Genomic DNA, 23,704 nt, shown 5'->3' with positions numbered 1-23,704 from the left:
GTGGTATAGGAACCTCAATATTACGAGTTTGCCTCTTTCTATTAAATACTTATCTTCAATTGTCAACAGACCCTAGCGCGATGCTTTTGCGATAAGCCCGCTCAGCAAGCTCCAACTTGCCTGTTTTCATTGCAATATTGCCGAGATTCTTTTGTCGTGACACTGAATTAGGAGACAGCTTTATCGCTTGCTCGAGTATATGGTTTGCGCCTTCGAAATCACTCATGGCTTGCAGCGCTTGAGCCAACAGATCGTATGCTTCAAGAAATGAAGGATTTGCCTGGATAGTTTCTTCGAGTAAGGTTTTGGCTGCAGCCATATCGTTTTTCTTGAGACAAATTTTTGCTAGCGCGGTTTTAGCCCAAGGAAAATCACGTTCAACCAAAATGGTTTCCAGCAATTTCTGAGCACGATCGTACTCGCCGGTAAGCAGAAATAAATCGTTCTTGATTCTTAGTAAGTCAGTTCTGTGAGTTTTATCTGAGTTCAATGACTGATCACATAAATTGATGGCTTTGAGGTAATCCGATTGCTGCATTGCTTGATGGATTTTTGCGAATGCTGCCTTCTTTGTCCAAAGCTTGGTGAGTCGCATGCGTAAATTCATTTCAGTCACAGGTTTCAGTAAATAAGCATCGGGTTGATATTCCGCTGCTCCTGTCACTGCTTCGGGGGTTTTTTCTGCAGAAACCATGATCCACAGACAAGCAGGTCCAACCAGTGAGCAATATTTTGCTTCTTCAAGTACTTGTTGTCCGTTCTTTCCAGACCCCAAATGGAGATCGCACAGCACAATATCAAATTGCACTTTCTTTAATATAGCAATGGCTTCACTGCCATCTGCTGCCATGTATATTGTCTTGATGTCAGCGCCACAATTACGCAAGAATTCACGAAAAATACTACGCATTTCTTGATAATCATCGATTATCAACACGGTTTTTCCTGAGAGATCCAGATGAGGTAGTGAAAGGTTAAGTGGGCTGGTAGTAATCATGATTTCGGGAAATAAAAATTAATCATGGCAAACGTAATATAAAACAAGCGCCTTTAAGAGATCTGCTATTTTCTAACTTCAGTTCTCCTACACGTCCTTGATTATGGTGCATACGTGCAACCATTGCCGAGAAGGTGAAACCCAATCCTGTGCTACATTCTTGAAAGTTAACACGATGCATATGGTCACCGTTTTTTTGAAGTATCTGAGCCGAATAGCTATTGCCGTTGTCTTCGATGCGTAGCTCCAGTACTTCGTTATTTTTGATGGCCGTGATTTGGATATGATCATGTGTGAAGCGCATTGCATTGTTTAATGCGTTACCGATGACACCGCTGATCAAATCTTCATCAAAATACCCATATAGTTCCGGGTTAACGTTAATTTCCAGATTGATTCCATGGAGTTTCAGTAATTTCTCATATGGCGCAACTATCGCGTACAGGAAATCATTCAGGTGAATAGGCTGCGGGTCAAAGGGATAAGTGTTGTGACCGAGTCTGTAGAGTGTGAGTAACTGAATCAGGTTATTGTTAATGCGTTTTGCTTCATGATTCATCTGTACCAATTCAGCATGGGCCGCAAGTTGCGTTGTCTCGATTGAAGCAAGCGCTTTATCCAGGCCAACAATCAGCATATTCATTGAATTCTTCATGTCATGTACTGAAGAAGCCAGAAAATCTGCCATGTTGTGCGTAGCGGGGATACTGTGGGTACTATCGTCTTTCATGTCAGGTATCTCTATTGTTCGATTTTTTTGCATCTGCCATTTATTGATGAGAAATTTAACGGCAGAAACCTTCGGAGCTATAGAGACACCATTTAATATTAATTTTAAAAACAAGTACCTAAAATTACTTTTCGCTTTCTTAGGTTATTCAATATCTCCGTGCCACCATGGATAACGATGTCGGGTTCAGGATGATTAAGTTCCGTGGCAATTTGTTGCAGCAAGGCTCGCCCGGTTTGGTTGGTGTTGTCAGAAATCAGTTGTATCAGCCGTGCCGTTATTGGATTGATGTCGATAAAATGCACATCAAAATGAGCATCGCGGTAAACCACTAGATGAGTTGGCGTTGCACCGGTATCTTTGGGTTGGAAAGCCGGGCTTATTTTGTGAACGGGAAAACGATAACTCAATGACCAGGCTAACGGCGACATGACTGGTATGCCATCGAGCAGATCACCGTAACTGTCTATTTTTGTTTCGTCGACTTTCTCGTCCAGCATGGAAAGCGCTAATTCAACCCACTCATAATGAGCGAGCTCCAACAGAAAGGGCGGGTCGTCAGCATGCGCTTGATGTTCGTGTTCCAGATATTTTAGAAACTCGCGCGGCATTTCCGGAAACAACGGAGTATGCGACAAGTGAGTGGCAAAATAATCGCGGATCATCGCATGCCAACGGTCATCGGGTGTGATTTGACGTAATACCGGATAGGTGCTGGCCATAAAATCTTCGACATTGTTGTAAAACAGTTCGCGATAGATTTTCATGCGCCGTTCCTCGATAGCGTCGGGGCATGGATTTTTCTCCGGATTACGGATATGTGCCGCAAAAGCATATTGCTGCTGCACAAAATCAGGGCGGTCAGCCGTGTTGTATGTGGTCACCGGTTTGATCCAGCCATTTCGACTGCAATGAACGAATGGTCTCCACTTCTTGCAACAACTCTGCTATCGGCGGAAGATTAAAGTCACGTTCCAGCAAAGTGGGGATGACGCCAAAATGTTGATAGGTTTTTTCGAGTAATTGCCAGACGGGATCTATCACATCCGCGCCATGCGTATCCACAAGCAGATCTTCCGCTTCTTGATAATGCCCGGCAATATGGATATAACGGATGCGTGCGGCGGGTAGTTGTCGGAGAAACGTCTCGGCATCGTATCGATGGTTGATGCTGTTCACGTAAATATTATTGACGTCCAGCAGTAGATCGCAATCAGCTTCCTGCAGCACGGCATTGAGAAAATCAATTTCTTCCATTTTCTTGCCAGGCGCCGCATAGTAAGAAACATTTTCCAGCGCAATGCGTTGTTCCAGGATATCCTGTACACGCCGGATACGGCTCGCCACATACTGTACAGCTTCTGCTGTGAAGGGAATTGGCAGCAGGTCATACAAATGACCGTCGTCACTGCAATAGCTCAGATGTTCGCTGTAACACCGAATATGATGCTCGTTCAGAAAACGTTTCAGCCGTTGCAGAAATGCTTCATCCAATGGCGACGGCCCGCCGATTGAAAGGGACAGGCCGTGGCAAATAAAAGGAAATTTCTCGGTGAGTTCACGAAATTTCTTGCCATAATAACCACCCACCCCTATCCAGTTTTCCGGGGCTATTTCCCAGAAGTTTACCGCGTTGATGGGCTGATCCGGGAGTGTGCGCATGAACGCCCTCCGCAGACCAAGACCTGCGCCATGAACAGGAAAATTTGTGTGACTGCGCATGGCTAAATGGTACGTGAATTACTTTTTAGTATCTTCTTTGTCAGATTTGTTTGCGTCGCCTTTATCTTCCATATCTTTTTTCATTTTACCGCCGCACTTGCCTTCACCACATTTACCTTCTTTTTCCGGCTTTTTTGCGTCAGATTTGGTTTCTTGGTCAGACTTGCTGGCATTGCCCGCATCGGCAAGTTGCATGTAGCCGCCGGATAACTCATTCATAGCAAAGGGATTGGTGCTTGTGTCAGCCGAGACATGACCGGCAGCAAGACTGGTTACGAATGCGGTACCTACAGCCAGTGAAATAGGTTTCATTGATTTTTTTGACATATCATTTTCTCCATGAAGTTTGATCAGTTGGTAACAGAGAATAATAACTTCAAATTAGCATGATGTCTTACATTTCTTTATCGCGTTGCGGAAATCACCGGACTTGATTTTAAGCTTGTCAATTGCAGACTTTTGCTGACGCCAAAGTCGCTAGCACATGAATTCCTTTGGAAAAGGTATTTGTTTCTGATCGATCAAGTAATACACACAGTTTGCCGAAGCATTGACAGTAATGTTTAACTATTAAAAAAGCTTCATGATTAACGCAGTCAACCGGGCAGATGATCATATCAACCTGTTCCAACAATGGGAGCAGATTACTCAGTTGGTCATTGCGATCACCATGGAATGTCACTAAACTGCCGCCGGAGTTTTCAATGAGTTGATTGTATTCCGGATAAAGTGTGGCACGACCACCTACACACAAAACTGAGCGACCTGCTAAGAAATGGCAGTCGCTACAATCTTTAGTCGGATTATTAATCGTGGCGTTTTTGATAGCAGCATTGTTTTTAATCAACGGTGCCCAGTCGATAATATGGGAATTATTGATGGGAGCCGATGAAGCATCAAAAGTCTTCTGCTGAAGGCGCGTGAATTTCCACTCAAGATGCGCTTTCTTGTGAATCAAGAAGTATTTGTTTATCCGGTGGGCTAATTTTTCTAAGTTGCATGAACAAAAGGATAAAAAATTATCGGTGTATGCAAGATCGGAAGAGAATGTGATTGGCGAGACAGCATTAGCAACTACCAGTTTCTTCAAAAATTTCATAATCGAATCTCCCTACAAATCATCAGCAAGTAAAAAAACGGCTGGCTGACCTGAAAGGAGCAGGCTGGCTGGCTAAATGTGCCGCTGAAGAAGGAGGAGAACTCCAGCGGCAATGGAAAAACTATATCTGGCTTTGTAACCAGTTATGAATACCGATTTTTTGCATGACATCGAGCTGAGTTTCCAGCCAATCAATGTGCTCTTCGGTATCTTCAAGAATGCGTTCAAAAATTTCCCGTGAAACATAATCTTGTGCTGTTTCGCACGCAGCGATTGCAGCAAGCAAAGTGTCCCGTGAGACAAACTCAAGCTTTAAGTCACATGCAACACACTCTTCAGCGGTCTCTCCAATCATGAGTTTACCGAGATCTTGTAAATTGGGCAGGCCTTCCAGTAACAGGATACGTTCAATGAGTGCATCGGCGTGCTTCATTTCTTCACAGGATTCTTCAAATTCATGTTTCCCAAGGCTGCCGAACCCCCAGTTTTTATACATGCGTGCATGCAGAAAATACTGATTGATGGCGGTTAATTCGTGCTGTAGCTGTTGATTCAGCCAACGGATAATATCTGCATTACCTTTCATTTTTGTCTCCTAAATAGGCATCGCGTATACGCAATTGAGTTCGGAAGGGAAGATATCGTTTGGCATTCTAATGTGCCCGATTAATGTTGTTGATAATAGTTTCACGCGTGATATTGCGCACTCATAGCTCACATTTATAAATATACACGATATGCGTCCTTCATCCACTACTTATTCAGAATCAGCTTACCGTTGCGTGTCCGGCGTAAAGAATACTGTTCACCCTTATGTAGTATAAATATGACATCACCATTTTTAAACAAAGTGTCACTGTCGATAGATGTTTTTAAATTCGTTATATTCGATTGATGCAGATTTCTAATCGGTGTGTATGGGAAAATCAGAGTATCCATAGTTAAAAGATTAAGGTTTTATATGAGAATGATTCTCATTATATATGTCTTTTAATGAAACGCAAGCCATCCGTGAAAAAACTTACAGTTAAATGTGCTAATGAAAGGAAGTTTTTTATAAGATGCTGAAGTAAAATATGTTTGTTATGGATGAATCTATGCTGAGTCATATTATGTATACTACTTATTGGGAGTACTTTCCGGCGCAAGAATGCACAGTGCAAACAAATATGAGCAAACAGCCTGAATATTAATCGTGTTTGTTGGCTTGGACTTAATATGAGAAGCACGCTTATTTGCCAAAATAAATACGGGAAGCCTCATTTGGATTCTTATAAGTTGTATTGATAAAAAATTTCAAGTTTCCAGCTACCATGATCGAACGGCGTAATTATTATCGAATATTGCAAGTCCAACCCGATGCTTCAATGGCGGTTATAAGAGAGAACTACCGGGTATTGATGCAAAAACTTAAGATGTGTCCTGACTTAGGTGACGCGAATTGGAATGAGGATTTGCTGGATGCTGCTTATGATACGCTACGAGATCCGTTGAAGCGGGCAACCTATGATCATGAATTACTGCAACGCTACCATATAAAAACGCTCAGTCAAGGTGCGTTTGGTTCAAATGCGGAATTTGGAGTCAACAAGCAGAAAAGTGAGCGATCTGCAAATCTGAATCAACGCAATTATTATCGAATACTGCAAGTACAACCGGATGCATCGATCACTGCGATTGCAGCAAGTTATCAAGCATTAAAGAAAAGCGTACCGCAAAACATTGCGTTACTGGATGAGGCCTATCAAACGCTTTCAGATCCTAAGGCGCGTAAACAGTACGATGTGCTATTTGCTGCCAGCAATGTTTCTTATGCTGCGGAGAAATCCACGCAAGTCAGTACCGATCTGGTAAAGCGTGTGGATGCTGCAAGTTCATTCCAGTCCACTGTTGAATCTTACCAAGCGGCGATTACGCACTACTGTTCTTTTTGTAAGACACCTTATATGCCGCATATGAATGCGTATCAGAGTGAAAGTTGTTTGGAATGCGCAAGCCCATTGTTTGTTTTGCAACAGGAAAACCTTGCATCATCTCGCCGTACAATGATGCGAACTGCGATTAGCGGTAAGTTTACATTTTATCTGTTTTGGCCGGGTATGGCGAATCAGGGCTTATTTCAAGATCTGTCGCCTATGGGAATACGGTTTCTTACTGAGCAATCAATTGATTTGCATGACATCATAAAAATCGATGCACCCAACCTCCAAGCAGTGGCTGAAGTGACGCATCGGCGGAGTGAAGGCAGCGAAACCTCCGTGGGGACCCGGTTTATTGCCGTAAAATTTGACCAGCATCGTGGGAATTTCATTACGGTACAAGCATAAGCACCTGCTTTCTTCTGATGAGATAACGTACTCAGATAGTTCAGATCAGGTTTATCGGTATCTTAAGATATGCAACGCCGTTTTGCTCAGCGGGTGGTAGTTTTCCGGCTCTGATGTTGACCTGTATCGATGGCAGCAACAAATTGGGCATCTCTAACGTGGCATCGCGTTTATTACGCATGGCTACAAACTCATTTTCGCTGATGCCATCATGCACATGAATGTTATGAGCCCGTTGCTGGGCAACCGTGCATTCCCATGCTGCAGCGCGGCTGGCGGGTGGATAATCATGGCACATAAACAACTTTGTCGCCGGGGGCAGAGCCAGCAATTTTTGAATCGATCTGAATAATTGATGCGCATTGCCGCCTGGAAAATCGGCACGGGCACTACCGATATCGGGCATGAAAAGTGTATCGCCCACAAAAACGGCATCGCCAAATTGATAAGCCATGTCCGCAGGCGTGTGACCAGAGACGGAAATGGCGCTTGCAGTTAATTTGCCAACCTGAAATAACTCACCGTCAGTCAACAAGTGATCAAACTGCCGACCATCCGGTGCAAACTCATCGCCTAAGTTAAAGATTTCCTTAAAGGTTTTCTGAACCACGGGAATGTTATCGCCAATGGCGGTTTTACCTCCCAATTGATTTTTCAGGTAATCAGCGGAAGAAAGATGATCCGCATGCGCATGTGTTTCCAGTATCCATGCCACTGTCAACTGCTGTGCACGTATAAATTCAATCAGTTTATTGGCTAAGTGGATATTTGTTCTGCTTGATTTGGAGTCGTAATCCAGCACGGGATCAATAATGGCGCAACTGCCTTTGATTTCATCGAAGACAACATAACTGACGGTCCAGGTTGCCGGATCAAAGAATGCTTTCACTTGAGGTGTCATTTTATTTTCCTGTTATTTGGCTAAGTTTCCTACAGACGGCTTGAAAAATAGGTATTATAATATAATTATATATATTATTTTAATCTTAATGCGAGTTTAACGATGAATGCGAATTGGGATTTCATACCATGGCATGCTGCAACGGGTGGTTTAGTGATTGGTGGCGCGGTTACCCTGTTGCTGCTTTTTAATGGACGTATCGCGGGTATTTCAGGCATTGTGGGCGGATTATATCGCATGCAAAAAGGAGATATGAGTTGGCGTATCGCTTTTATTGCCGGACTTATGCTATCCGCAGTTATTTGGCAATTCTTTTTTGTTCTGCCTGAAATACAAATTAGGACGCATTATGCGCTGCTCGCGCTGGCGGGTTTGCTGGTCGGCTATGGTACGCGCCTGGGTTCCGGATGTACCAGTGGCCACGGAGTTTGCGGGTTATCAAGATTTTCGCCGCGATCGCTGGTGGCAACCGTGATATTTATGATGACGGGCTTTATCACAGTCTATGTGGTGCGTCATGTGTTCATCATTTAATTTTGTATCGACTCAACAATAAGAGGCAATAAATGATTAATTTTATGGCATTATTATCGGGGGTTGTGTTCGGTTTGGGAATCATCCTGTCCGGTATGGTGAATCCGGCAATCGTGTTGGCGTTTCTTGACATAACGGGTAGCTGGGATGCTACTTTGCTATGGGTTATGGGGGGGGCAGTGACTGTCGGGATAATTGCTTTTGCGTTGGCAAGAAAACGTACACATAGCTATTTGGGGACATCCATACATATTCCGGCTGTTACAAAGATTGATCGCAGTCTGCTGACGGGAAGTTTTATATTTGGTATTGGTTGGGGGATAGCTGGCATTTGTCCCGGGCCAGCACTGGTACTGGTTGGAGCGGGTAGTACAGAGGCTTTTATATTCCTGATTGCAATGCTGCTGGGAATGGGGATCTACGAGATACTGCAAGCGCGAAGATAGATTACTTACAGATTTGTGTGAAAATAAATTAGAATTTAAGCTATTGCCGGGAATAATGCATTTATCATTTCGGTTTTATAGGCACGTTCTAATGTTAAATAAGATAGATAGATTATGAAAACTGACTCAGTTGTACACGATATCGCGGCATTACGTTCATCAGCCTCTGCTGCTTGTACGCTATTGAAAATACTGGCGAATGAAGATCGGTTGCTTATTTTATGCGAGCTTAGCCAAGGTACTCGGAATGTGGGGGAACTGGAGGAATTGCTGGGTATTCACCAGCCTACGCTTTCGCAGCAACTGACGGTATTACGTGAAGAAAATCTGGTAGCAACAGAACGTAAGGGTAAATATATTTATTATAGTTTGGCGAGCCCGGAAGCCATTAAGATTATGGAAACTTTATTCAGCCTTTATTGCAAAGATCACCCCTCCTGCTAGTGTAACCGTGCGACAGCAGTATGCACGAGAGTAATGCGATGCAATCTTCTGTTGGGATTCGGTGCCACGATAAAGTGACTGATTGATAAGGAGAAGGATATGTCCATTGATATTACCAAGCTGGATCACAAATTATCAGTAGCGGGTCAGGTCAGTATTGATGATCTCACTGAGGTCGCCGCAGCGGGTTATAAATCGATCATTTGTAACCGACCGGATTTTGAAGGCGGTGAAGCTCAGCCAACCAGCGAAGAACTGGAAGCGATGGCCAAATCACTCGGCATCACCTTCGCTTATTTGCCAGTCAAGATCGGTGCAATATCTGCCGAACGCGCCATGGCTTTTCAGAAACTCATGGATGAGTTACCCAAACCGATTCTCGCATTCTGCGGCTCGGGCAGACGTGCCACTGCTTTACATCAAATGGCCAAGCAGCATGATGTCGAAGATACGGAGGAACGCGAATCCGTGGTGGCAGCCTGTAACTGGGATAACGCCTTTGATGTCGTTGTCATCGGCGGTGGTTCGGCCGGTATCGGTGTTACCGCCAGTCTGCTTAAACGGCGGCCGGCCCTGCGCATTGCCATTATCGAACCCAGCGATAAACATTATTATCAGCCTGCTTGGACATTGGTGGGAGGCGGGGCCTATGACATCGCAGCAACGGTAAAGCCGATGGTTGAGGTTATTCCCAGAAACGCTGAGTGGATTCAGGCGGCTGCTGTCGGATTTGATCCGCAGCATGATCGGGTGCATTTGGCGGATGGCCGTGTGATGGGATACCGGCAATTGATTGTGTGTCCCGGGATTCGGACCGCATGGGAAAAGATTGAAGGATTGGAAGAAACGCTGGGCAAAAATGGCGTTACTTCAAACTACCGCTATGATTTGGCGCCGTATACCTGGGAATTGGTGCAAAGCCTCAAATCCGGGAAGGCGATTTTTACTCAGCCGCCAATGCCTATCAAATGTGCCGGCGCACCGCAAAAAGCCATGTATCTTTCCTGCGATCATTGGATGCGCGCACATTGTTTGGATCAAATTGAAGTTGAATTTGATACGGCAACCGCCGTGCTGTTCGGTGTGGCTGATTTTGTTCCGCCGTTGATGGAGTATGTCAAACGCTACGACGCCAAATTGGTATTCAATTCCAATCTGGTCAAAGTGGACGGGGTACAAAAGATCGCCTATTTTGAGATCAAAGACGGTGATGGGAATGTGACGCGCGTGGAAAAGCCCTTTGACATGCTGCATGTGACACCACCGCAAGTGGCCCCGGATTTTCTACGCAATAGCCCTTTGGCGGATGCCGGCGGCTTTTGCAAAGTGAATGAAAAGACACTGCAGCATACCGACTATCCTAATGTATTTTCGCTGGGAGATGCCTGTTCATCGCCCAATACAAAAACCGCCGCGGCAGCCAGAAAACAAATTGTTGTGGTAGCCGAGAATCTTCTGGCAGCAAAAGAAGACCGGGAACTGACAACGATGTATGACGGCTATGGTGCATGCCCGCTAACGGTGGAAAACGGCAAGGTAATATTGGCTGAATTTGGTTTTGGTGGAAAATTGCTGCCTACGTTTCCGCTTGATCCAACGATACCGAGAAAGATCTACTGGTTCTTCAAAACCACCGTTTTTCCATGGATCTACTGGAATGGTATGTTAAAAGGCAAGGAATGGCTTGCCCGATGCGGTAAATCCAGTTGAGTCTGTGGAAATCCTGTTAACCAGCGTCGCACTGGGCTTCCTTTCGGGCATTGTCCTAGCACTGACCGGTGCCGGCGGTACCATCATTGCCGTGCCTTTGCTGATATTTGGCTTGCATCTGTCGGTTTCTGAAGCCGCACCCATTGCCTTATTAGCCGTGTGTCTATCGTCAACTGTGGGGGCAGTTATTGCACATCGGCAGGGAAAAGTGCGCTACCGGGCGGCAGGGTTTATTGCGATTACGGGGATAATTGCCGCACCCATGGGTATTTGGCTGGCGCAAAAGCTACCCAATGCGCCTTTAACGATATTGTTTGCACTGGTCCTATGCTATGTGGCGGTGGATATGTTGCGTCAAAGTAGCACGCAGCCTATTGAAGCAGCAAAAACAGCTTCAGATTGCCAATCGCAAGTGTCTGCAACCCCTTGTCAGCTTGAATATAGCGGCGGTCGCTTGATGTGGACTTGGCCATGCGCTCGTGCGCTGGCATTTTCAGGGGTCATCACCGGATTCTTGTCGGGATTGCTGGGGGTGGGAGGCGGCTTTGTCGTTGTGCCCGCGTTGAAGAAAGCAACCAACCTTCCCATACACTCCATCCTGGCAACATCGTTAGCAGTCATTGCACTGGTTTCCGCGATGGGTGTGATGTCCGCAACTGTTATAGGGGGAATCAACGGGCCTGTTGCTGTGCCTTTTGCAGCCGGCGCATTGATCGGTATGCTGATCGGGCGCATGTTCGCCCATTATCTTGCTGGCCCAAGACTACAGCAAGGCTTTGCTGTAGTGGCTATGGGCGTGTCAATCGGGATGGTTGTCCGCTTGTTTTTAACCTAGAAACCGTGTCGTTGCGCCTTGCGCTGCATCCTGAGAACCACACAGTTCACCTCGCTTAACTGAGGTTTCTAAGTTTAATTGCTTGATGCGATACCGCAGAAAACCGGTGGCGGTATTGCTGCCTATTTGATAAAAGCGGCTCTGACTTTTTCTTCCATTGGTGGACGCATACCGGCTTTACGGCCTGCCGCAAGCGCTATTTCCGGATCGACTCCCTTGCTGATTTGATAGCTGGCCCACATGGCGCCAGCGCGATTACCTGATCCACAATGGATAAGGATAGGCGCCTGGGCTGTTTCCATCGCTTTCGTAAAAGCGGCCAGCTGCTCTTCGCTGATGCCGGCAACGGTCATTGGTATGTTGATATAATTCATGCCATTGAGATCGATCAGTGCCTTTTCGTCAGCCGTTCCTTCGGTTGAAGTGCGCAAGTCGATGATCGTTTTGAAGCCATGCGCTGCCAAGGCTTGTGCACCGCCGTCGCCAATGAGACCTGATATCGCGATTTGCTCGGTAGCACGGCTATAATTTTGAACCGGGACAATCTGATGCCCAAATGGCACCCGTCCGGAGGCCTGCACTGTGGCTGCAAACACAACGATCACTACTGTCATCAAAGTGATAAGGTATTTCATATAAACTCCATTTGCTGTGTTGAGTGAGAAAATGATATTTATTGTAGCCGTACTGAATAATTAAATACAAATTATTCAGATCAATTTCGGTCTATTGGATAAACACAACCCATTCTATAAGTTTCATCAAGGGATTCATGCCTGATAAACAGATTCCGTTATCCGATAAAATGCCCATGTGGCATAGCTATCCATCACAACAAGTGCTGGAAACGTTTAAAACCGCGCATACCGGTTTATCACAAACGGAAGCGCAATTGCGACTTGAGCAGCATGGTGCCAACCGACTGCAATCCCAAAAGCCAAAAAGCATCATCATTCGATTTTTACTGCAATTTCATAATGTGTTGATTTATATCCTGTTGGCCGCATCTGTGATGACAGCTTTTTTGGGTCATTGGGTCGATAGCGGCGTGATTCTTGGTGTTGTGGTGATCAATGCCATCATCGGCTTTGTGCAGGAAGGCAAAGCTGAAAAGGCACTCAACGCCATCCGGCGCATGCTGTCGCTCAACGCGATCGTTTTGCGCGCGGGTCAACGGATACAGATTGCGGCTGAACAGTTGGTGCCTGGGGATATCGTGTTGGTGCAATCCGGCGACAAGGTGCCTGCCGACCTGCGGTTACTCAGTTGCAAAAATCTGCGTATCGAAGAAGCAGCTTTAACCGGAGAATCCGCAGCCGTGGAAAAATCCATTCACGCAGTCGAGGCCGTGACAGCAATCGGCGACCGGTTTTGTATGGCGTATTCGGGCACGCTGGTGGTTTATGGTCAGGGAATGGGCGTGGTGGTTGCCACCGGTCAGCATACCGAGATAGGGCGTATCAGCCAGATGATCGCGCAAGTCGATAAGCTGACTTCACCGTTGTTGCGGCAAATGATGATCTTTGGCCGTTGGCTGACTGCTGTGATTTTGTTACTGGCCGTTGCAATTTTTGTGTATGGGTTGCTATTGCACGATTATCCCATCGGCGAAATATTCATGGCGGCGATCAGCATGGCCATTGCAGCGATTCCGGAAGGGTTACCCGCCATCATGACAATCACGTTGGCGCTCGGTGTGCAGAATATGGCGCGGCGCAGTGCCATTGTACGCAGACTGCCGGCGGTGGAAACACTGGGTGGCGTGACAGTCATTTGTACCGACAAAACTGGAACGCTGACGCGTAATGAAATGACCGTGCAAAATGTGATGACGGCCGATGTTCAATTACAGGTCAGCGGTGTCGGTTATGTACCAGCAGGTGGTTTTAGCCGGGACGGAAAGGAAATTCTGACGACTGATTACGCCGATATGTTGGATATGCTGCGAGCAGGATTGCTGTGCAATGATGCGATACTGCATCAGCAAAATGGCGTATGGGTGGTACACGGTGATCCGACAGAAGGTGCGTTGATTACTTTGGCAATGAAGGCCGCACTGGATCCGGTTTTTGAGCATGGAACATTACCGCGCACGGATGTGATTCCTTTCGAATCGGAACATCGTTTTATGGCAACGCTGCATCACGATCACGCCGGGCATAGCCTGATTTATGTCAAGGGTGCACCGGAAGAAGTATTAACCATGTGCAGCCATCAGCGCAGCTTGGGAGAAGATCGCTTGATTCAGCTTGATTTCTGGCACGCCAGGATCCGCGAAGCAAGTGCAACCGGGCAGCGCGTCCTAGCCATGGCCAGCCGGGTGGTGCAAGCCAAACAACAAACACTGGAGTTTGCAGATATCGAAGCGGGATTTACCTTGCTTGGGCTGGTTGGAATTATTGATCCGCCGCGCGAAGAAGCCATTGCCGCGGTGCAACAATGCCACGCGGCAGGCATTCGAGTCAAAATGATTACCGGTGATCACCGGGCTACTGCGTGTGTGATTGGTGCAAAATTAGGCATTGGCGATGGTCAGCGTGCTGTTACCGGTATTGAACTGGATGATCTGAACGATGAACAATTGCGCAAAGTAGTCGCGGAAGTCGATATTTTTGCGCGCGCAAGCCCCGAACATAAGCTTCGACTGGTGACTGCCTTGCAGGATAATGGTGAAATCGTAGCTATGACGGGTGATGGCGTGAATGACGCACCGGCATTAAAACGCGCTGATATTGGCGTAGCCATGGGGCAGAAGGGTACCGAAGTGGCGAAGGAAGCCGCCGAAATGGTGTTGATGGACGATAACTTTGCTTCGATTACGCACGCCGTGGAAGAAGGCCGCGCGGTCTACGACAATATCCGCAAAACAGTGGTTTTTATTATCCCAACCAGCAGTGGTGGCGCAGGCATTTTGATGCTTGCGATTATTCTGGGGATGGCTTTGCCGATCACTCCGGTACAGATTTTATGGATCAATATGGTAACCACGGTGACACTGGCGATTGCGCTTTCGTTTGAACGCCCTGAAATGGATGTGATGTCACGCCCTCCCCATGATCCCAATACGTCAATATTGTCCGGTTTTCTGGTGTGGCGCATTGTTTTTGTTGCACTATTGATGATGGGAGGCGGTTTTGCGTTATATTTCTGGGAAATCATGCAGGGCGCCAGTATCGAATTGAGCCGGACAGTGGTTGTCAATGCACTGGTCATGGGGCAAATCGTTTATTTGTTCAATTGCCGTTACCTGCTCGCTTCTGTCATGTCGCGCGAAGGATTGTCGGGCAATCGCAATATCCTGGTTGCAGTCGCCATATTACTCCTATTCCAACTCGCATTGACTTACCTGCCCATGATGCAGCAATTATTTGGCACGACGGCGCTGGATATGGCAGCCTGGGGACGCATTATCGTGTTCAGTCTCATGTTATTTCTGCTCATTGAATTTGAGAAATACCTGCTGAGGCGCAGACGTATCAAGGATGAATAACTAAATGGATTTGATCCGTTGCTGTAAATTATCCCGACAAATTTTAAAAGAATGATGTTTAATATTGTAAGCGCTATCTCGTCTATCGCCGTCCATCATACCAAATTGGAAGTTTCTTCTTATTCTGCAAAGTCTTGCGCGGACTGAACAGGACGCTGACTATCTGACCGGCGATTTCGCGGCCGGTATACAGTTGCACTTTGCGGGGTGAAGTGACGAGCGGGTGGCGGGTGAGGATAGTGAATTTCAGGCCGCGTTTGCGTCCCCATTGTTTGAGTAGTTGACTGAGGTCGATTTCATCGGCGGCGAACAATTCCTGATTAAAGCCGCCCACGTCACGAAACGCATCGGTGCGGCACACCACCAGCGCGCCCGATGCCCAGTGGAACGTCACCGAAAACGCCGTCCATAGTTGCATCGCGGCGTTGCCCCACCACGGTAGATCGGGCATGTGCATGACACTGCCGCAACCCACGTATTTGCCCGTTTCAATCATTTGTAGAATATCGGTGACCATGCCGGGATTGAGCAAGCTGTCGGCGTCGACAAACAATAACCAATCCCCCGTTGCAACTGCTGCGCCGGTGTTACGGGCGCGGCCGATCTGATTGATAGGCTCGAACACCACGTTGGCACCGGCCTGTCTGGCCAATTCTGCGGTTTTGTCGGTTGAGTTATTGTCAACGACGATGACTTCATACGTAAAGCCAGGCTTTTGATTGGCGGCCATTGATTCGGAAATGGAATCCAGGCAATGCGTAATCAGGCGCTCTTCATTGAAAGCGGGGATGACGATGGATAGATGCATAAGTAAAGTAAACGCTGTCGATTGCGATGAAAAACGCTATTATCCCGTAAAACTCAATAAAAGCGAGAAACAGCATCATGCAACAGAATAATAACAAGACGGAAAAGCCACTCCCACCCGGCCCGCCGTTGTGGACGGGAATGCAGGATTATTGGCGCGGGCCGCCGCAGTATTTTGAGAAACTGACGCAAACCTATGGCGATGTGGTGCGTTGGCGCGGTATGTTCACGCTCTATATCATGAATAATCCGGATGATGTGCGGCAAATCCTGATACAGGATTATCCCAGGTTCATCAAGAATACCATCGACTACCGCGTACTTGCCCAGTCGCTGGGTCAAGGGTTGGTGACCAGCGAAGGCGCGTTCTGGCAGCAGCAGCGCAAACTGATGCAACCGATGTTTACCAATCGTACTGTGAACGGTTTTGACACGATCATCAATGCCATGACTGCGCAAATGCTGCAACGCTGGGAGCAGCGATCTTACAATGAAACAATCCGGTTGGACCGGGAAATGGGGCATGTGGCGTTTCAGATTGTGAGCCGCGCGTTATTTGGTGCAGATATTGATCAATACTCGCAACAGATCGTTGAGATACTCAAAGTCATCAACACCAATCCCCAGACGTTGCGTGCGATGCTGACACTGTTTCCGTGGTTGCCGGTGCCGAGCAATCGTCATTTTCTGCGCATGAAAGGCCAGCTCGACCGGATTGTGCATGAACTGATAGCGCGCCGGCGTAAGCAGGGGATGGGAGATAACGACATGCTGGATCGGCTGCTGGCGGCAAAGAATGCGGAAACAGGGGAGGGAATGAGTGCAACGCAACTACGCGATGAGATTGTGACCTTGTTGCTGGCCGGCCATGAAACCACGGGTACCGCCATTGCTTGGACATTGTACTTGCTATCGCAGCACCCGCAGGTTGAAGCGCAACTGGTGGCAGAACTGAACAGCGTGCTATGCGGCGCAGCGGCAACCAGCAGTGACTTGGCGCGACTGCCTTACCTGAAACAAGTCATGCAGGAATCCCTGCGCCTGTATCCACCCATCTGGGCAATCGCGCGGCAAAATACCGAATCGATTGAATTGGCCAGCTACCGCATTCCAGCCAAAAGCTACCTCGTCATCCCCATCTATTCCCTGCACCGCCATCGGGATCATTGGTCTGATCCGGAAAAATTCGACCCGGACCGTTTCGCTCCGCAACGCGAAGCCTCACGCCACTCGTATTGCTATTTGCCATTCTCCGCCGGCCCCCGCACCTGCATCGGCGCCAACATGGCGATGCTCGAAATCCAGTTAGTGCTCGCGCAAGTGTTGCAGCGCTTTCGTGTCATACCGGTAGCGGAGCATCCGGTGGAGCCGGTGGCGGAGATTACGTTTAAGCCGCGTCATGGGTTGGCGGTGAGGGTTGAAGCACGTTAATTTCTGAGAGAAAAACGAGATGAAGTATGGAAACCACATCTTGAAATTGTTGCAAAGTTAAAATATCGTTTTCTATTTGATATTCTTATCTTATTATCACTTATTTCTGGTACGGCTATTTGGGGTTACGGTAATTTATTATTTTAAAAGCGGGCTGCACTAGATGAGAATATTTGATCCAGAGTACACCTCCGCTTATCAAGAAGGAATAAAAATGTCAGGATTCGTCGTTTGTGCACTGTATAAGTTTGTATACCTGCCACAATACAAGGAGATACAGCGTCCGTTGCAGGCGAAGATGGTTGAGAATCAGGTAAAAGGGACGCTGTTGCTGGCGGAAGAAGGTGTCAATGGCACCATTTCTGGCAGCCGAACAGGCATCGATTCTGTTTTGGGGTGGATGGAGACGATACCTGAGTTTGCGGGCATAACGGTCAAGGAATCTATGACGGATGAGATGCCATTCAAGCGCAGTAAGGTGAAACTGAAGAAAGAAATTGTCACCATGGGGGTTGAGGGAATTGATCCTAAGCAATCGGTTGGAACCTATGTGGCGCCACGTGACTGGAATGATTTAATTAGTGATCCTGACGTTTTGTTGATTGATACACGCAATCGATATGAGGTCGCGGTCGGCGCTTTTGCCCGTGCGGTAAATCCACACACCACAACTTTTCGTGAATTTCCACACTATGTATCCCAGCACCTGGATCCATCAGTGCATAAGAAAGTGGCGATGTATTGTACGGGCGGAATTCGTTGTGAGAAATCCACAGCGTATTTAAAGCAGCAGGGTTTTGAGGAAGTCTATCATTTGCAGGGCGGTATTCTGAAATACCTTGAAGAAATTCCAGAGGCGGAGTCTTTATGGCAGGGCGAGTGTTTTGTGTTTGATGAACGTGTTACCGTGAATCATCAGCTGGAGAAAGGCAGCTATGACCAGTGTCATGCCTGCCGTTTGCCAATTTCAGAAGAAGATAAATTAAGTGAGTATTATCAACAGGGAATCAGTTGCCCGGCTTGTTATCATGAGCGTTCGGATGAAGACAGAGACAGATACCGGGAACGAGAAAAACAGGTGCAGTTAGCTGAAACCAGGGGTGAGATACATATCGGGGAGATAAACTGCAAAAGTAAGTGATTGTTGCGATTGCTTTAACAGGCTGTTAAAGCGCTTGTATTGTATTGCCGGTTAACGAATTAAAAAGCTGGAGTCCTTTAGTTTCTGCGGAGTTAATTCCCTGGTGCTTGCGGTGGCGGACTTTATTCTGTCTTTAGATCTCCTTTGATTTTCTAAAACTCTATTAACTTATGGTAGCAAGTAATGAGTAAAAATATTCCTGCAGCAAAGGATTCATCTCATCAGATTTTTGCACCGACTAATTATTTTGACTTAACCAATGTGGAACAGGGGAGGATTCTCCAGTTTCAGCAGGAAGTTCTTGAATTAGTGGTATTGGGAAATGACTATAAGGAGATTTGTGAAAAAGTTTGCTTGCTGATGGAGCAGCTTTTGGACAATGCAGTTGCAACCGTCATGCTGCTGGACAAGGAAAAACAATGCATGAATGTATTTGCTGCACCGAGTGTTCCTGAGGAATGTATTGTGCAACTGAATGGTTTGCACCCAGGTCCTGGTGCTGGGTCTTGCGGGAATGCGGTATTTCGTCAAGAAGCGGTTTTTGTTGAAAGCACGCTTGACGATCCACGCTGGCAGAGTATTCGGCAATTAGCCATTGATTTTAATATCCTCTCATGTTGGTCAATGCCGGTACGCAGTAAAGGTGGTGAGTGTATTGGATCGTTTGCACTGTCCAGTTTTGAGCACCGTTTGCCCAGTATATTCCACCGCAAATTGCTCGAAATCGGATCGTTCATTATCGGGATTGCGCTGGAGCAACAAAAGGTGAACGAACAATTAAACCTTTCCAGCAAGGTTTTTGAGAATAGCACGGAAGCCATTATGATCGCCGATGCGGATAAGGTAATCATTGCTATCAATAAAGCGTTTAATAAGTTGACCGGCTATACGGAAGAAGATGTGATTGGTAAATCCGTATCAATTGTGGTGTCGAAGCGACACAGTGCTAAGTTTTTTCAGAAAATCTGGTTGAGTGTTAAGCAATATAATCATTGGCAAGGCGAAGTATGGAATAGAAATGAGTGCAAACGAGAGTATCCGGCGTGGTTTAGTATTATCCCGGTGCATAGCAAGGATGGGCTCATCAGCTATTATCTGATCAATTTTTCTGATATCACCGATAAGAAAAAATCGGATGAAATTATATGGCGGCAAGCGAATTATGATTCTTTGACCGGTTTGCCGAATCGTAATATGTTTTACGATCGATTGAGTCACGATATCAAAAATTCCTCCCGCCTTGGGATGCGATTGGCAGTGTTGTTTATTGATCTGGATCGCTTCAAAGAAGTAAATGATTCATTCGGGCACAGTGTCGGCGATGCGTTATTGGTGGAAGCGGCAAAGCGGCTTAGCAGTTGTGTTCGCGAGACGGATACCGTAGCGCGTTTAGGCGGCGATGAGTTTACGATTATTCTAAATGGTATCAATGACCAGCGCTGCGCTGAGATGATCATTCAAAAAATCCTGCTGGAATTGGTGAAGCCATTTCGTCTGAATACCAAGTCGGCGTATGTTTCCGCGAGTATCGGCGTGACGTTTTTTCCCGATGATGCTAGCAGCGCGGATATATTGATGAAGAATGCCGACCAAGCGATGTATGCGGCTAAAAATAATGGGCGTAATTGCTGGCAGTGCTTTACATCGAATATGCGAATGGCCAAGGAAATTCGCTCGAAAATCGCATACGAATTGCGTCATGCACTTGCAGATCGTCAGCTATTTTTAATGTATCAACCTATTGTGGAGCTGGCAACCGGCAATGTATATAAAGCCGAGGCACTGATTCGTTGGCAACATCCAGAACGAGGAACGATTGGTCCGGCAGAATTCATCAGCATTGCAGAAGAAACCAATCTAATTACTGAAATCGGTGATTGGGTATTCAAGCAGGCAATCGATCAGGTTACTTTGTGGCAAGCAAATTTCAATACGAATTTTCAAATCAGCATCAATAAATCGCCTAAGCAGTTTATTAGCAAACTCAGTGATTGGGTGAATCATTTAAGTGAACTCGGACTCAATGGACACAGCATCATTGTTGAGATTACCGAGAACTTGCTGCTGGATGCCCATGAACTGGTGGTTAAGCAATTGTTAAATTTCCGGGATGCCGGCGTGCAGGTGGCCATTGATGATTTTGGCACGGGTTATTCGTCGCTATCCTATCTGAAAAAGTTTGATATCGATTATCTTAAAATTGATCGATCGTTTGTTTCCAATCTGGACAGCAAATCCAACGACAGAATTTTATGCGAGGCAATTATCACCATGGCTCATCGTCTGGGCATGAAAGTCATTGCGGAAGGCGTGGAGACAGACTCGCAGAAGCAGCTATTGATGGCCATGGGTTGCGATTATGGTCAAGGTTATTTTTTTAGCAAACCGCTGACAGTCGATAAATTTGAAGTTTTTATTCAAAGTAAAGCATAAATGAATTCATATAATTATTCTTCGTTAGCAATTCTGAAGTTTATGTAAAGTGAATCTAAAAAGTTTTTTCCCTTTAACAATTCTTCAGAAATCAGTATCCTATCCACTCAGTAGTATTGTTCAGCGTGTTACAGTTAAATTTTTTGGAGGTTATATGAAAATATTCTTGTTTCTGGGGCTTATGTTAAGTTCTTATAGCTATGCTCAAAGTGGTTCTGATCATCAAGGTGGCATGCACGATGATGGTCATCATGGCGGTATGCATGGCGGCGGTCACCATATGTTGGATAAAGCCAGCTTAAAACTGTTTTTTGAGCCTTTACCTGCATCGATTATTGATGAGAAGAAAAATGCAGCTTTGATTGCACTGGGGAAAAAACTTTACTTGGATCCCCGACTTTCGGTCAACGACCGGATTGCTTGCAACTCGTGCCATCAATTGGATAATTTTGGTGTAGACAGTCAACCGACATCGCCAGGCCATGAAGGAAAACGCGGTGGTAGAAATTCACCGACCACGATGAACGCAGCACTGCATATTGCCCAATTCTGGGATGGACGTGCAAAAGATGTTGAAGAACAAGCGTTGGGACCAATTTTGAATCCAATCGAAATGGGCATGCCGAGTGAAGCCGCCGTGGTCGATAAATTGAAAAAAATCGATGAATATAAGAGTATGTTTGCGGAAGCATTTAAAGATGAAAAAGATCCATTCCAATACAAAAATGTTGGTAAGGCAATCGGTGCTTTTGAGCGTACATTGTTAACACCTTCACGGTTTGATGATTATCTCAAAGGCGATGAAAAAGCTTTGAATGACACTGAAAAAAGAGGCTTGCAAAAATTTGTTCATATGGGATGTGCAACTTGTCACAATGGCGTGGCAATTGGTGGAAACTCATACAAAAAAATCGGCCTTGTCGAGTCCTATAACACGGCTGATGTGGGAAGATTTGCCGTAACCGGAATTGAAACTGACAAGAAGGTGTTTAAAGTGCCAAGTTTGAGAAACATTACTAAAACAGGCCCTTACTTTCATGATGGCTCGGTTGCAACACTCGATGAAGCAATCCGCGAAATGGCAGAACATCAACTTGGCCGCAAAGTTGGCCCTGAATTTATCAGTGATGTAAAAGCATTTCTGAGCTCTTTAACCAGTAAAGGTAAAGAATAGCTGGATTTATAAGAAAAGCTTGGGGTTTGTTATAAATCCAACCTGAAAAACGCTACTGCAATAGTAGCGTTTTTCGCATGATTCTCAACAAATTATCTCGCGGTGTGGGTCTTTTGGTTTCCGGTCTGGCCGGTATCAGCATATCGTCGCAGAATGATTGATGCGACTTTCTCTTCATTGTTGTGATTCTTCTCACAATACTTTCTGAGTATTTATTTAATAATCCTGCTTATCTATCAGATAATTTATTTCCCAAACAGAGCATTGCAGAAACATTCCGGTTATACTGATCCAGTGAGGAATGTTTATGAAAAGAAAGGGAACTTTATGAAATTATTGTTGATATTGACGGTGGGATTAATCGTGCTTGGGGTTTCGGCGTGTTCCAGTACAAAACCGATCTTATATCCCAATTCTCATTTGCAATCTGTGGGAAGAGAAGCTGCAGAGCAGGATATTGAAGCTTGCAAGCAAATGGCAAAATCATCCGGCGCTCAGGAAAGTAGCGGAAGGGGCGGTAATGTCGCGACCAGTACAGCTATGGGTGCCGGTGTCGGTGCCGCGAGCGGCGCAGTGGGGGGAGCCATTTACGGTTCGGCTGCTCATGGTTCCATAGTGGGAGCGGCAAGCGGTGCTGTGGCAGGGTTACTGAGGGGGATCTTTTATTCGGCAAGACCTGCGCAGCCTAATCAAGCCTACGCAAACTTCGTATCGCGGTGTTTGCAAGAGAAAGGCTACGAGGTTACCGGCTGGCAGTAATGTGTAACAGCCTGATAAACGCCGAAGCGTTGGAAGGCGGGGAACAAATGTCAGAGCGCGTCAGACGCCGCTTGCTATCTCGGTTATCAGTAATGCCAGTATGCCAAATAGCAGGATGATGACCCATTTGAGATGATGAGCAATATTGCGTAGTAGTGATTTTGTTTCTTCGTCCATACTGTGACTCATCCGTTGTTGATGTGGTTAGTATATCTAAAATGACTCAATCAAAATACGGTTTTATGTGATCGAACAAATTTTCGGGTGCGGGGTGCGATTCGTTTGATCAGCGCTTTATTTGTTTTCCTAATGATTCTTATGCAAATTTTAGAATTGCTGGGGAAAACTGTGTGTAATCTTTAATTGTTGAATCATGGTGACGTGATATCAATAAGCTTTATTAAAAATGTTACATGGAGGTTGATTGTGATGAGTAAAGAGCTTTCTTTTGATGATGATGACGGTATCTATCCCGCTGATGATGAAAATTATGAAGATGATGCGTTGATGGATAGCAAGATTCCAGTGGGCCGATTTGCGAAAATAATCGATGAATTTGAAGCAACCAAAGATGATTTTGGTGATGATGATGCAGATGATGTCGATCTTGACTCGCTAGGATTGCACTAATCTTTCAAATATATATCTGTAAGAAATCTCAGGGTTGTTTACAGAGAGGTTGATTAAAATAAGCGTTGAGTATTTCATAAGGGGTTGCATTATT

At 46.0% G+C, this 23,704-nt stretch carries 24 protein-coding genes; 13 read left to right on the top strand and 11 right to left on the bottom strand.

Annotated elements, in window-relative coordinates; translation table 11 throughout:
• Positions 1 to 55 precede the first annotated feature (55 nt).
• From Q0K92_RS11010 to Q0K92_RS10975, 8 genes are all read right to left on the bottom strand, one after another.
• Positions 56 to 997 (bottom strand): tetratricopeptide repeat protein, encoded by a 942-nt coding sequence (locus Q0K92_RS11010; RefSeq protein ID WP_297325852.1) that lies wholly within the window; start codon positions 995 to 997, stop codon positions 56 to 58.
• A gap of 22 nt (positions 998 to 1,019) precedes the next feature.
• Positions 1,020 to 1,727 carry a HAMP domain-containing sensor histidine kinase gene (locus tag Q0K92_RS11005; RefSeq protein WP_297325851.1) on the bottom strand — a complete coding sequence of 236 codons (708 nt, stop codon included), beginning with the start codon at positions 1,725 to 1,727 and terminating at the stop codon, positions 1,020 to 1,022.
• Positions 1,728 to 1,831: 104 nt separating this feature from the next.
• Positions 1,832 to 2,611: a putative DNA-binding domain-containing protein gene (locus tag Q0K92_RS11000; protein WP_297325850.1), complete on the bottom strand. Its 780-nt coding sequence runs from the start codon at positions 2,609 to 2,611 to the stop codon at positions 1,832 to 1,834.
• Entirely contained in the window at positions 2,589 to 3,449 is an 861-nt protein-coding gene (locus Q0K92_RS10995) for a DUF692 domain-containing protein (RefSeq protein WP_297325849.1), read from the bottom strand. Before Q0K92_RS10995 ends, Q0K92_RS11000 begins: the two co-directional genes overlap by 23 nt.
• An 18-nt stretch (positions 3,450 to 3,467) precedes the next feature.
• Positions 3,468 to 3,776: a hypothetical protein gene (locus tag Q0K92_RS10990; protein ID WP_297325848.1), complete on the bottom strand. Its 309-nt coding sequence runs from the start codon at positions 3,774 to 3,776 to the stop codon at positions 3,468 to 3,470.
• 118 nt (positions 3,777 to 3,894) lie between these two features.
• Positions 3,895 to 4,548 (bottom strand): DUF2325 domain-containing protein, encoded by a 654-nt coding sequence (locus tag Q0K92_RS10985; RefSeq protein ID WP_297325847.1) that lies wholly within the window; start codon positions 4,546 to 4,548, stop codon positions 3,895 to 3,897.
• A 121-nt stretch (positions 4,549 to 4,669) separates the two neighbouring features.
• On the bottom strand, positions 4,670 to 5,134 hold the full coding sequence (gene bfr, locus Q0K92_RS10980) for a bacterioferritin (RefSeq protein WP_297325846.1): 465 nt from the start codon (positions 5,132 to 5,134) through the stop codon (positions 4,670 to 4,672).
• Between the two features lie 167 nt (positions 5,135 to 5,301).
• Positions 5,302 to 5,487: a hemin uptake protein HemP gene (locus Q0K92_RS10975; RefSeq protein ID WP_297325845.1), complete on the bottom strand. Its 186-nt coding sequence runs from the start codon at positions 5,485 to 5,487 to the stop codon at positions 5,302 to 5,304.
• 344 nt (positions 5,488 to 5,831) lie between these two features.
• On the opposite strand from Q0K92_RS10975, the gene Q0K92_RS10970 reads away from it, so the two are divergent.
• Positions 5,832 to 6,875, top strand: a complete 1,044-nt coding sequence (locus Q0K92_RS10970) for a DnaJ domain-containing protein (RefSeq protein WP_297325844.1) — start codon at positions 5,832 to 5,834, stop codon at positions 6,873 to 6,875.
• Positions 6,876 to 6,915: 40 nt separating this feature from the next.
• Here the strand turns inward: Q0K92_RS10970 and Q0K92_RS10965 are convergent, their stop codons facing one another.
• Positions 6,916 to 7,776, bottom strand: a complete 861-nt coding sequence (locus tag Q0K92_RS10965; protein ID WP_297325843.1) for an MBL fold metallo-hydrolase — start codon at positions 7,774 to 7,776, stop codon at positions 6,916 to 6,918.
• Between the two features lie 102 nt (positions 7,777 to 7,878).
• Here Q0K92_RS10965 and Q0K92_RS10960 point away from each other — a divergent pair, with 102 nt between their 5' ends.
• The 5 genes from Q0K92_RS10960 (at position 7,879) to Q0K92_RS10940 (ending at position 11,745) form a co-directional block, all read left to right on the top strand.
• Entirely contained in the window at positions 7,879 to 8,310 is a 432-nt protein-coding gene (locus Q0K92_RS10960; protein ID WP_297325842.1) for a YeeE/YedE family protein, read from the top strand.
• 32 nt (positions 8,311 to 8,342) lie between these two features.
• Complete coding sequence (locus tag Q0K92_RS10955) at positions 8,343 to 8,756, top strand: DUF6691 family protein (RefSeq protein WP_297325841.1); 414 nt, start codon at positions 8,343 to 8,345, stop codon at positions 8,754 to 8,756.
• A gap of 114 nt (positions 8,757 to 8,870) precedes the next feature.
• Positions 8,871 to 9,200, top strand: coding sequence for a metalloregulator ArsR/SmtB family transcription factor (locus Q0K92_RS10950; protein WP_297325840.1), 330 nt, complete (start codon positions 8,871 to 8,873; stop codon positions 9,198 to 9,200).
• A gap of 99 nt (positions 9,201 to 9,299) precedes the next feature.
• Entirely contained in the window at positions 9,300 to 10,910 is a 1,611-nt protein-coding gene (locus tag Q0K92_RS10945; protein WP_297325839.1) for a bifunctional protein tyrosine phosphatase family protein/NAD(P)/FAD-dependent oxidoreductase, read from the top strand.
• Positions 10,885 to 11,745, top strand: a complete 861-nt coding sequence (locus tag Q0K92_RS10940) for a sulfite exporter TauE/SafE family protein (RefSeq protein WP_297325838.1) — start codon at positions 10,885 to 10,887, stop codon at positions 11,743 to 11,745. Before Q0K92_RS10945 ends, Q0K92_RS10940 begins: the two co-directional genes overlap by 26 nt.
• A 122-nt stretch (positions 11,746 to 11,867) precedes the next feature.
• Here the strand turns inward: Q0K92_RS10940 and Q0K92_RS10935 are convergent, their stop codons facing one another.
• Positions 11,868 to 12,380 (bottom strand): sulfur transferase domain-containing protein, encoded by a 513-nt coding sequence (locus Q0K92_RS10935; RefSeq protein WP_297325837.1) that lies wholly within the window; start codon positions 12,378 to 12,380, stop codon positions 11,868 to 11,870.
• Positions 12,381 to 12,517: 137 nt separating this feature from the next.
• Between Q0K92_RS10935 and Q0K92_RS10930 the strand changes: the two genes are divergently transcribed.
• Positions 12,518 to 15,235, top strand: coding sequence for a cation-transporting P-type ATPase (locus tag Q0K92_RS10930; protein ID WP_297325836.1), 2,718 nt, complete (start codon positions 12,518 to 12,520; stop codon positions 15,233 to 15,235).
• An 82-nt stretch (positions 15,236 to 15,317) separates the two neighbouring features.
• Here Q0K92_RS10930 and Q0K92_RS10925 read toward each other — a convergent pair whose 3' ends face one another.
• Entirely contained in the window at positions 15,318 to 16,043 is a 726-nt protein-coding gene (locus Q0K92_RS10925; RefSeq protein ID WP_297325835.1) for a glycosyltransferase, read from the bottom strand.
• A 77-nt stretch (positions 16,044 to 16,120) separates the two neighbouring features.
• Between Q0K92_RS10925 and Q0K92_RS10920 the strand changes: the two genes are divergently transcribed.
• From Q0K92_RS10920 to Q0K92_RS10895, 6 genes are all read left to right on the top strand, one after another.
• A complete protein-coding gene (locus tag Q0K92_RS10920) occupies positions 16,121 to 17,473 on the top strand; it encodes a cytochrome P450 (RefSeq protein ID WP_297325834.1) in 1,353 nt (450 codons plus the stop codon).
• A gap of 214 nt (positions 17,474 to 17,687) precedes the next feature.
• Positions 17,688 to 18,614, top strand: a complete 927-nt coding sequence (locus Q0K92_RS10915) for a rhodanese-related sulfurtransferase (RefSeq protein ID WP_297325833.1) — start codon at positions 17,688 to 17,690, stop codon at positions 18,612 to 18,614.
• Positions 18,615 to 18,797: 183 nt separating this feature from the next.
• Entirely contained in the window at positions 18,798 to 21,047 is a 2,250-nt protein-coding gene (locus Q0K92_RS10910; RefSeq protein ID WP_297325832.1) for an EAL domain-containing protein, read from the top strand.
• Positions 21,048 to 21,096: 49 nt separating this feature from the next.
• Positions 21,097 to 22,221, top strand: a complete 1,125-nt coding sequence (locus Q0K92_RS10905; RefSeq protein ID WP_297325831.1) for a cytochrome-c peroxidase — start codon at positions 21,097 to 21,099, stop codon at positions 22,219 to 22,221.
• Positions 22,222 to 22,548: 327 nt separating this feature from the next.
• On the top strand, positions 22,549 to 22,980 hold the full coding sequence (locus tag Q0K92_RS10900; RefSeq protein ID WP_297325830.1) for a glycine zipper family protein: 432 nt from the start codon (positions 22,549 to 22,551) through the stop codon (positions 22,978 to 22,980).
• Positions 22,981 to 23,409: 429 nt separating this feature from the next.
• Positions 23,410 to 23,610: a hypothetical protein gene (locus tag Q0K92_RS10895; RefSeq protein ID WP_297325829.1), complete on the top strand. Its 201-nt coding sequence runs from the start codon at positions 23,410 to 23,412 to the stop codon at positions 23,608 to 23,610.
• Positions 23,611 to 23,704: the final 94 nt, after the last annotated feature.

The organism is Nitrosomonas sp., assembly GCF_024282095.1.
GTDB lineage: Bacteria > Pseudomonadota > Gammaproteobacteria > Burkholderiales > Nitrosomonadaceae > Nitrosomonas.
The sequence above is the reverse complement of the archived record's forward strand: the minus strand, read 5'-3'. Positions and strand labels throughout refer to the sequence as shown.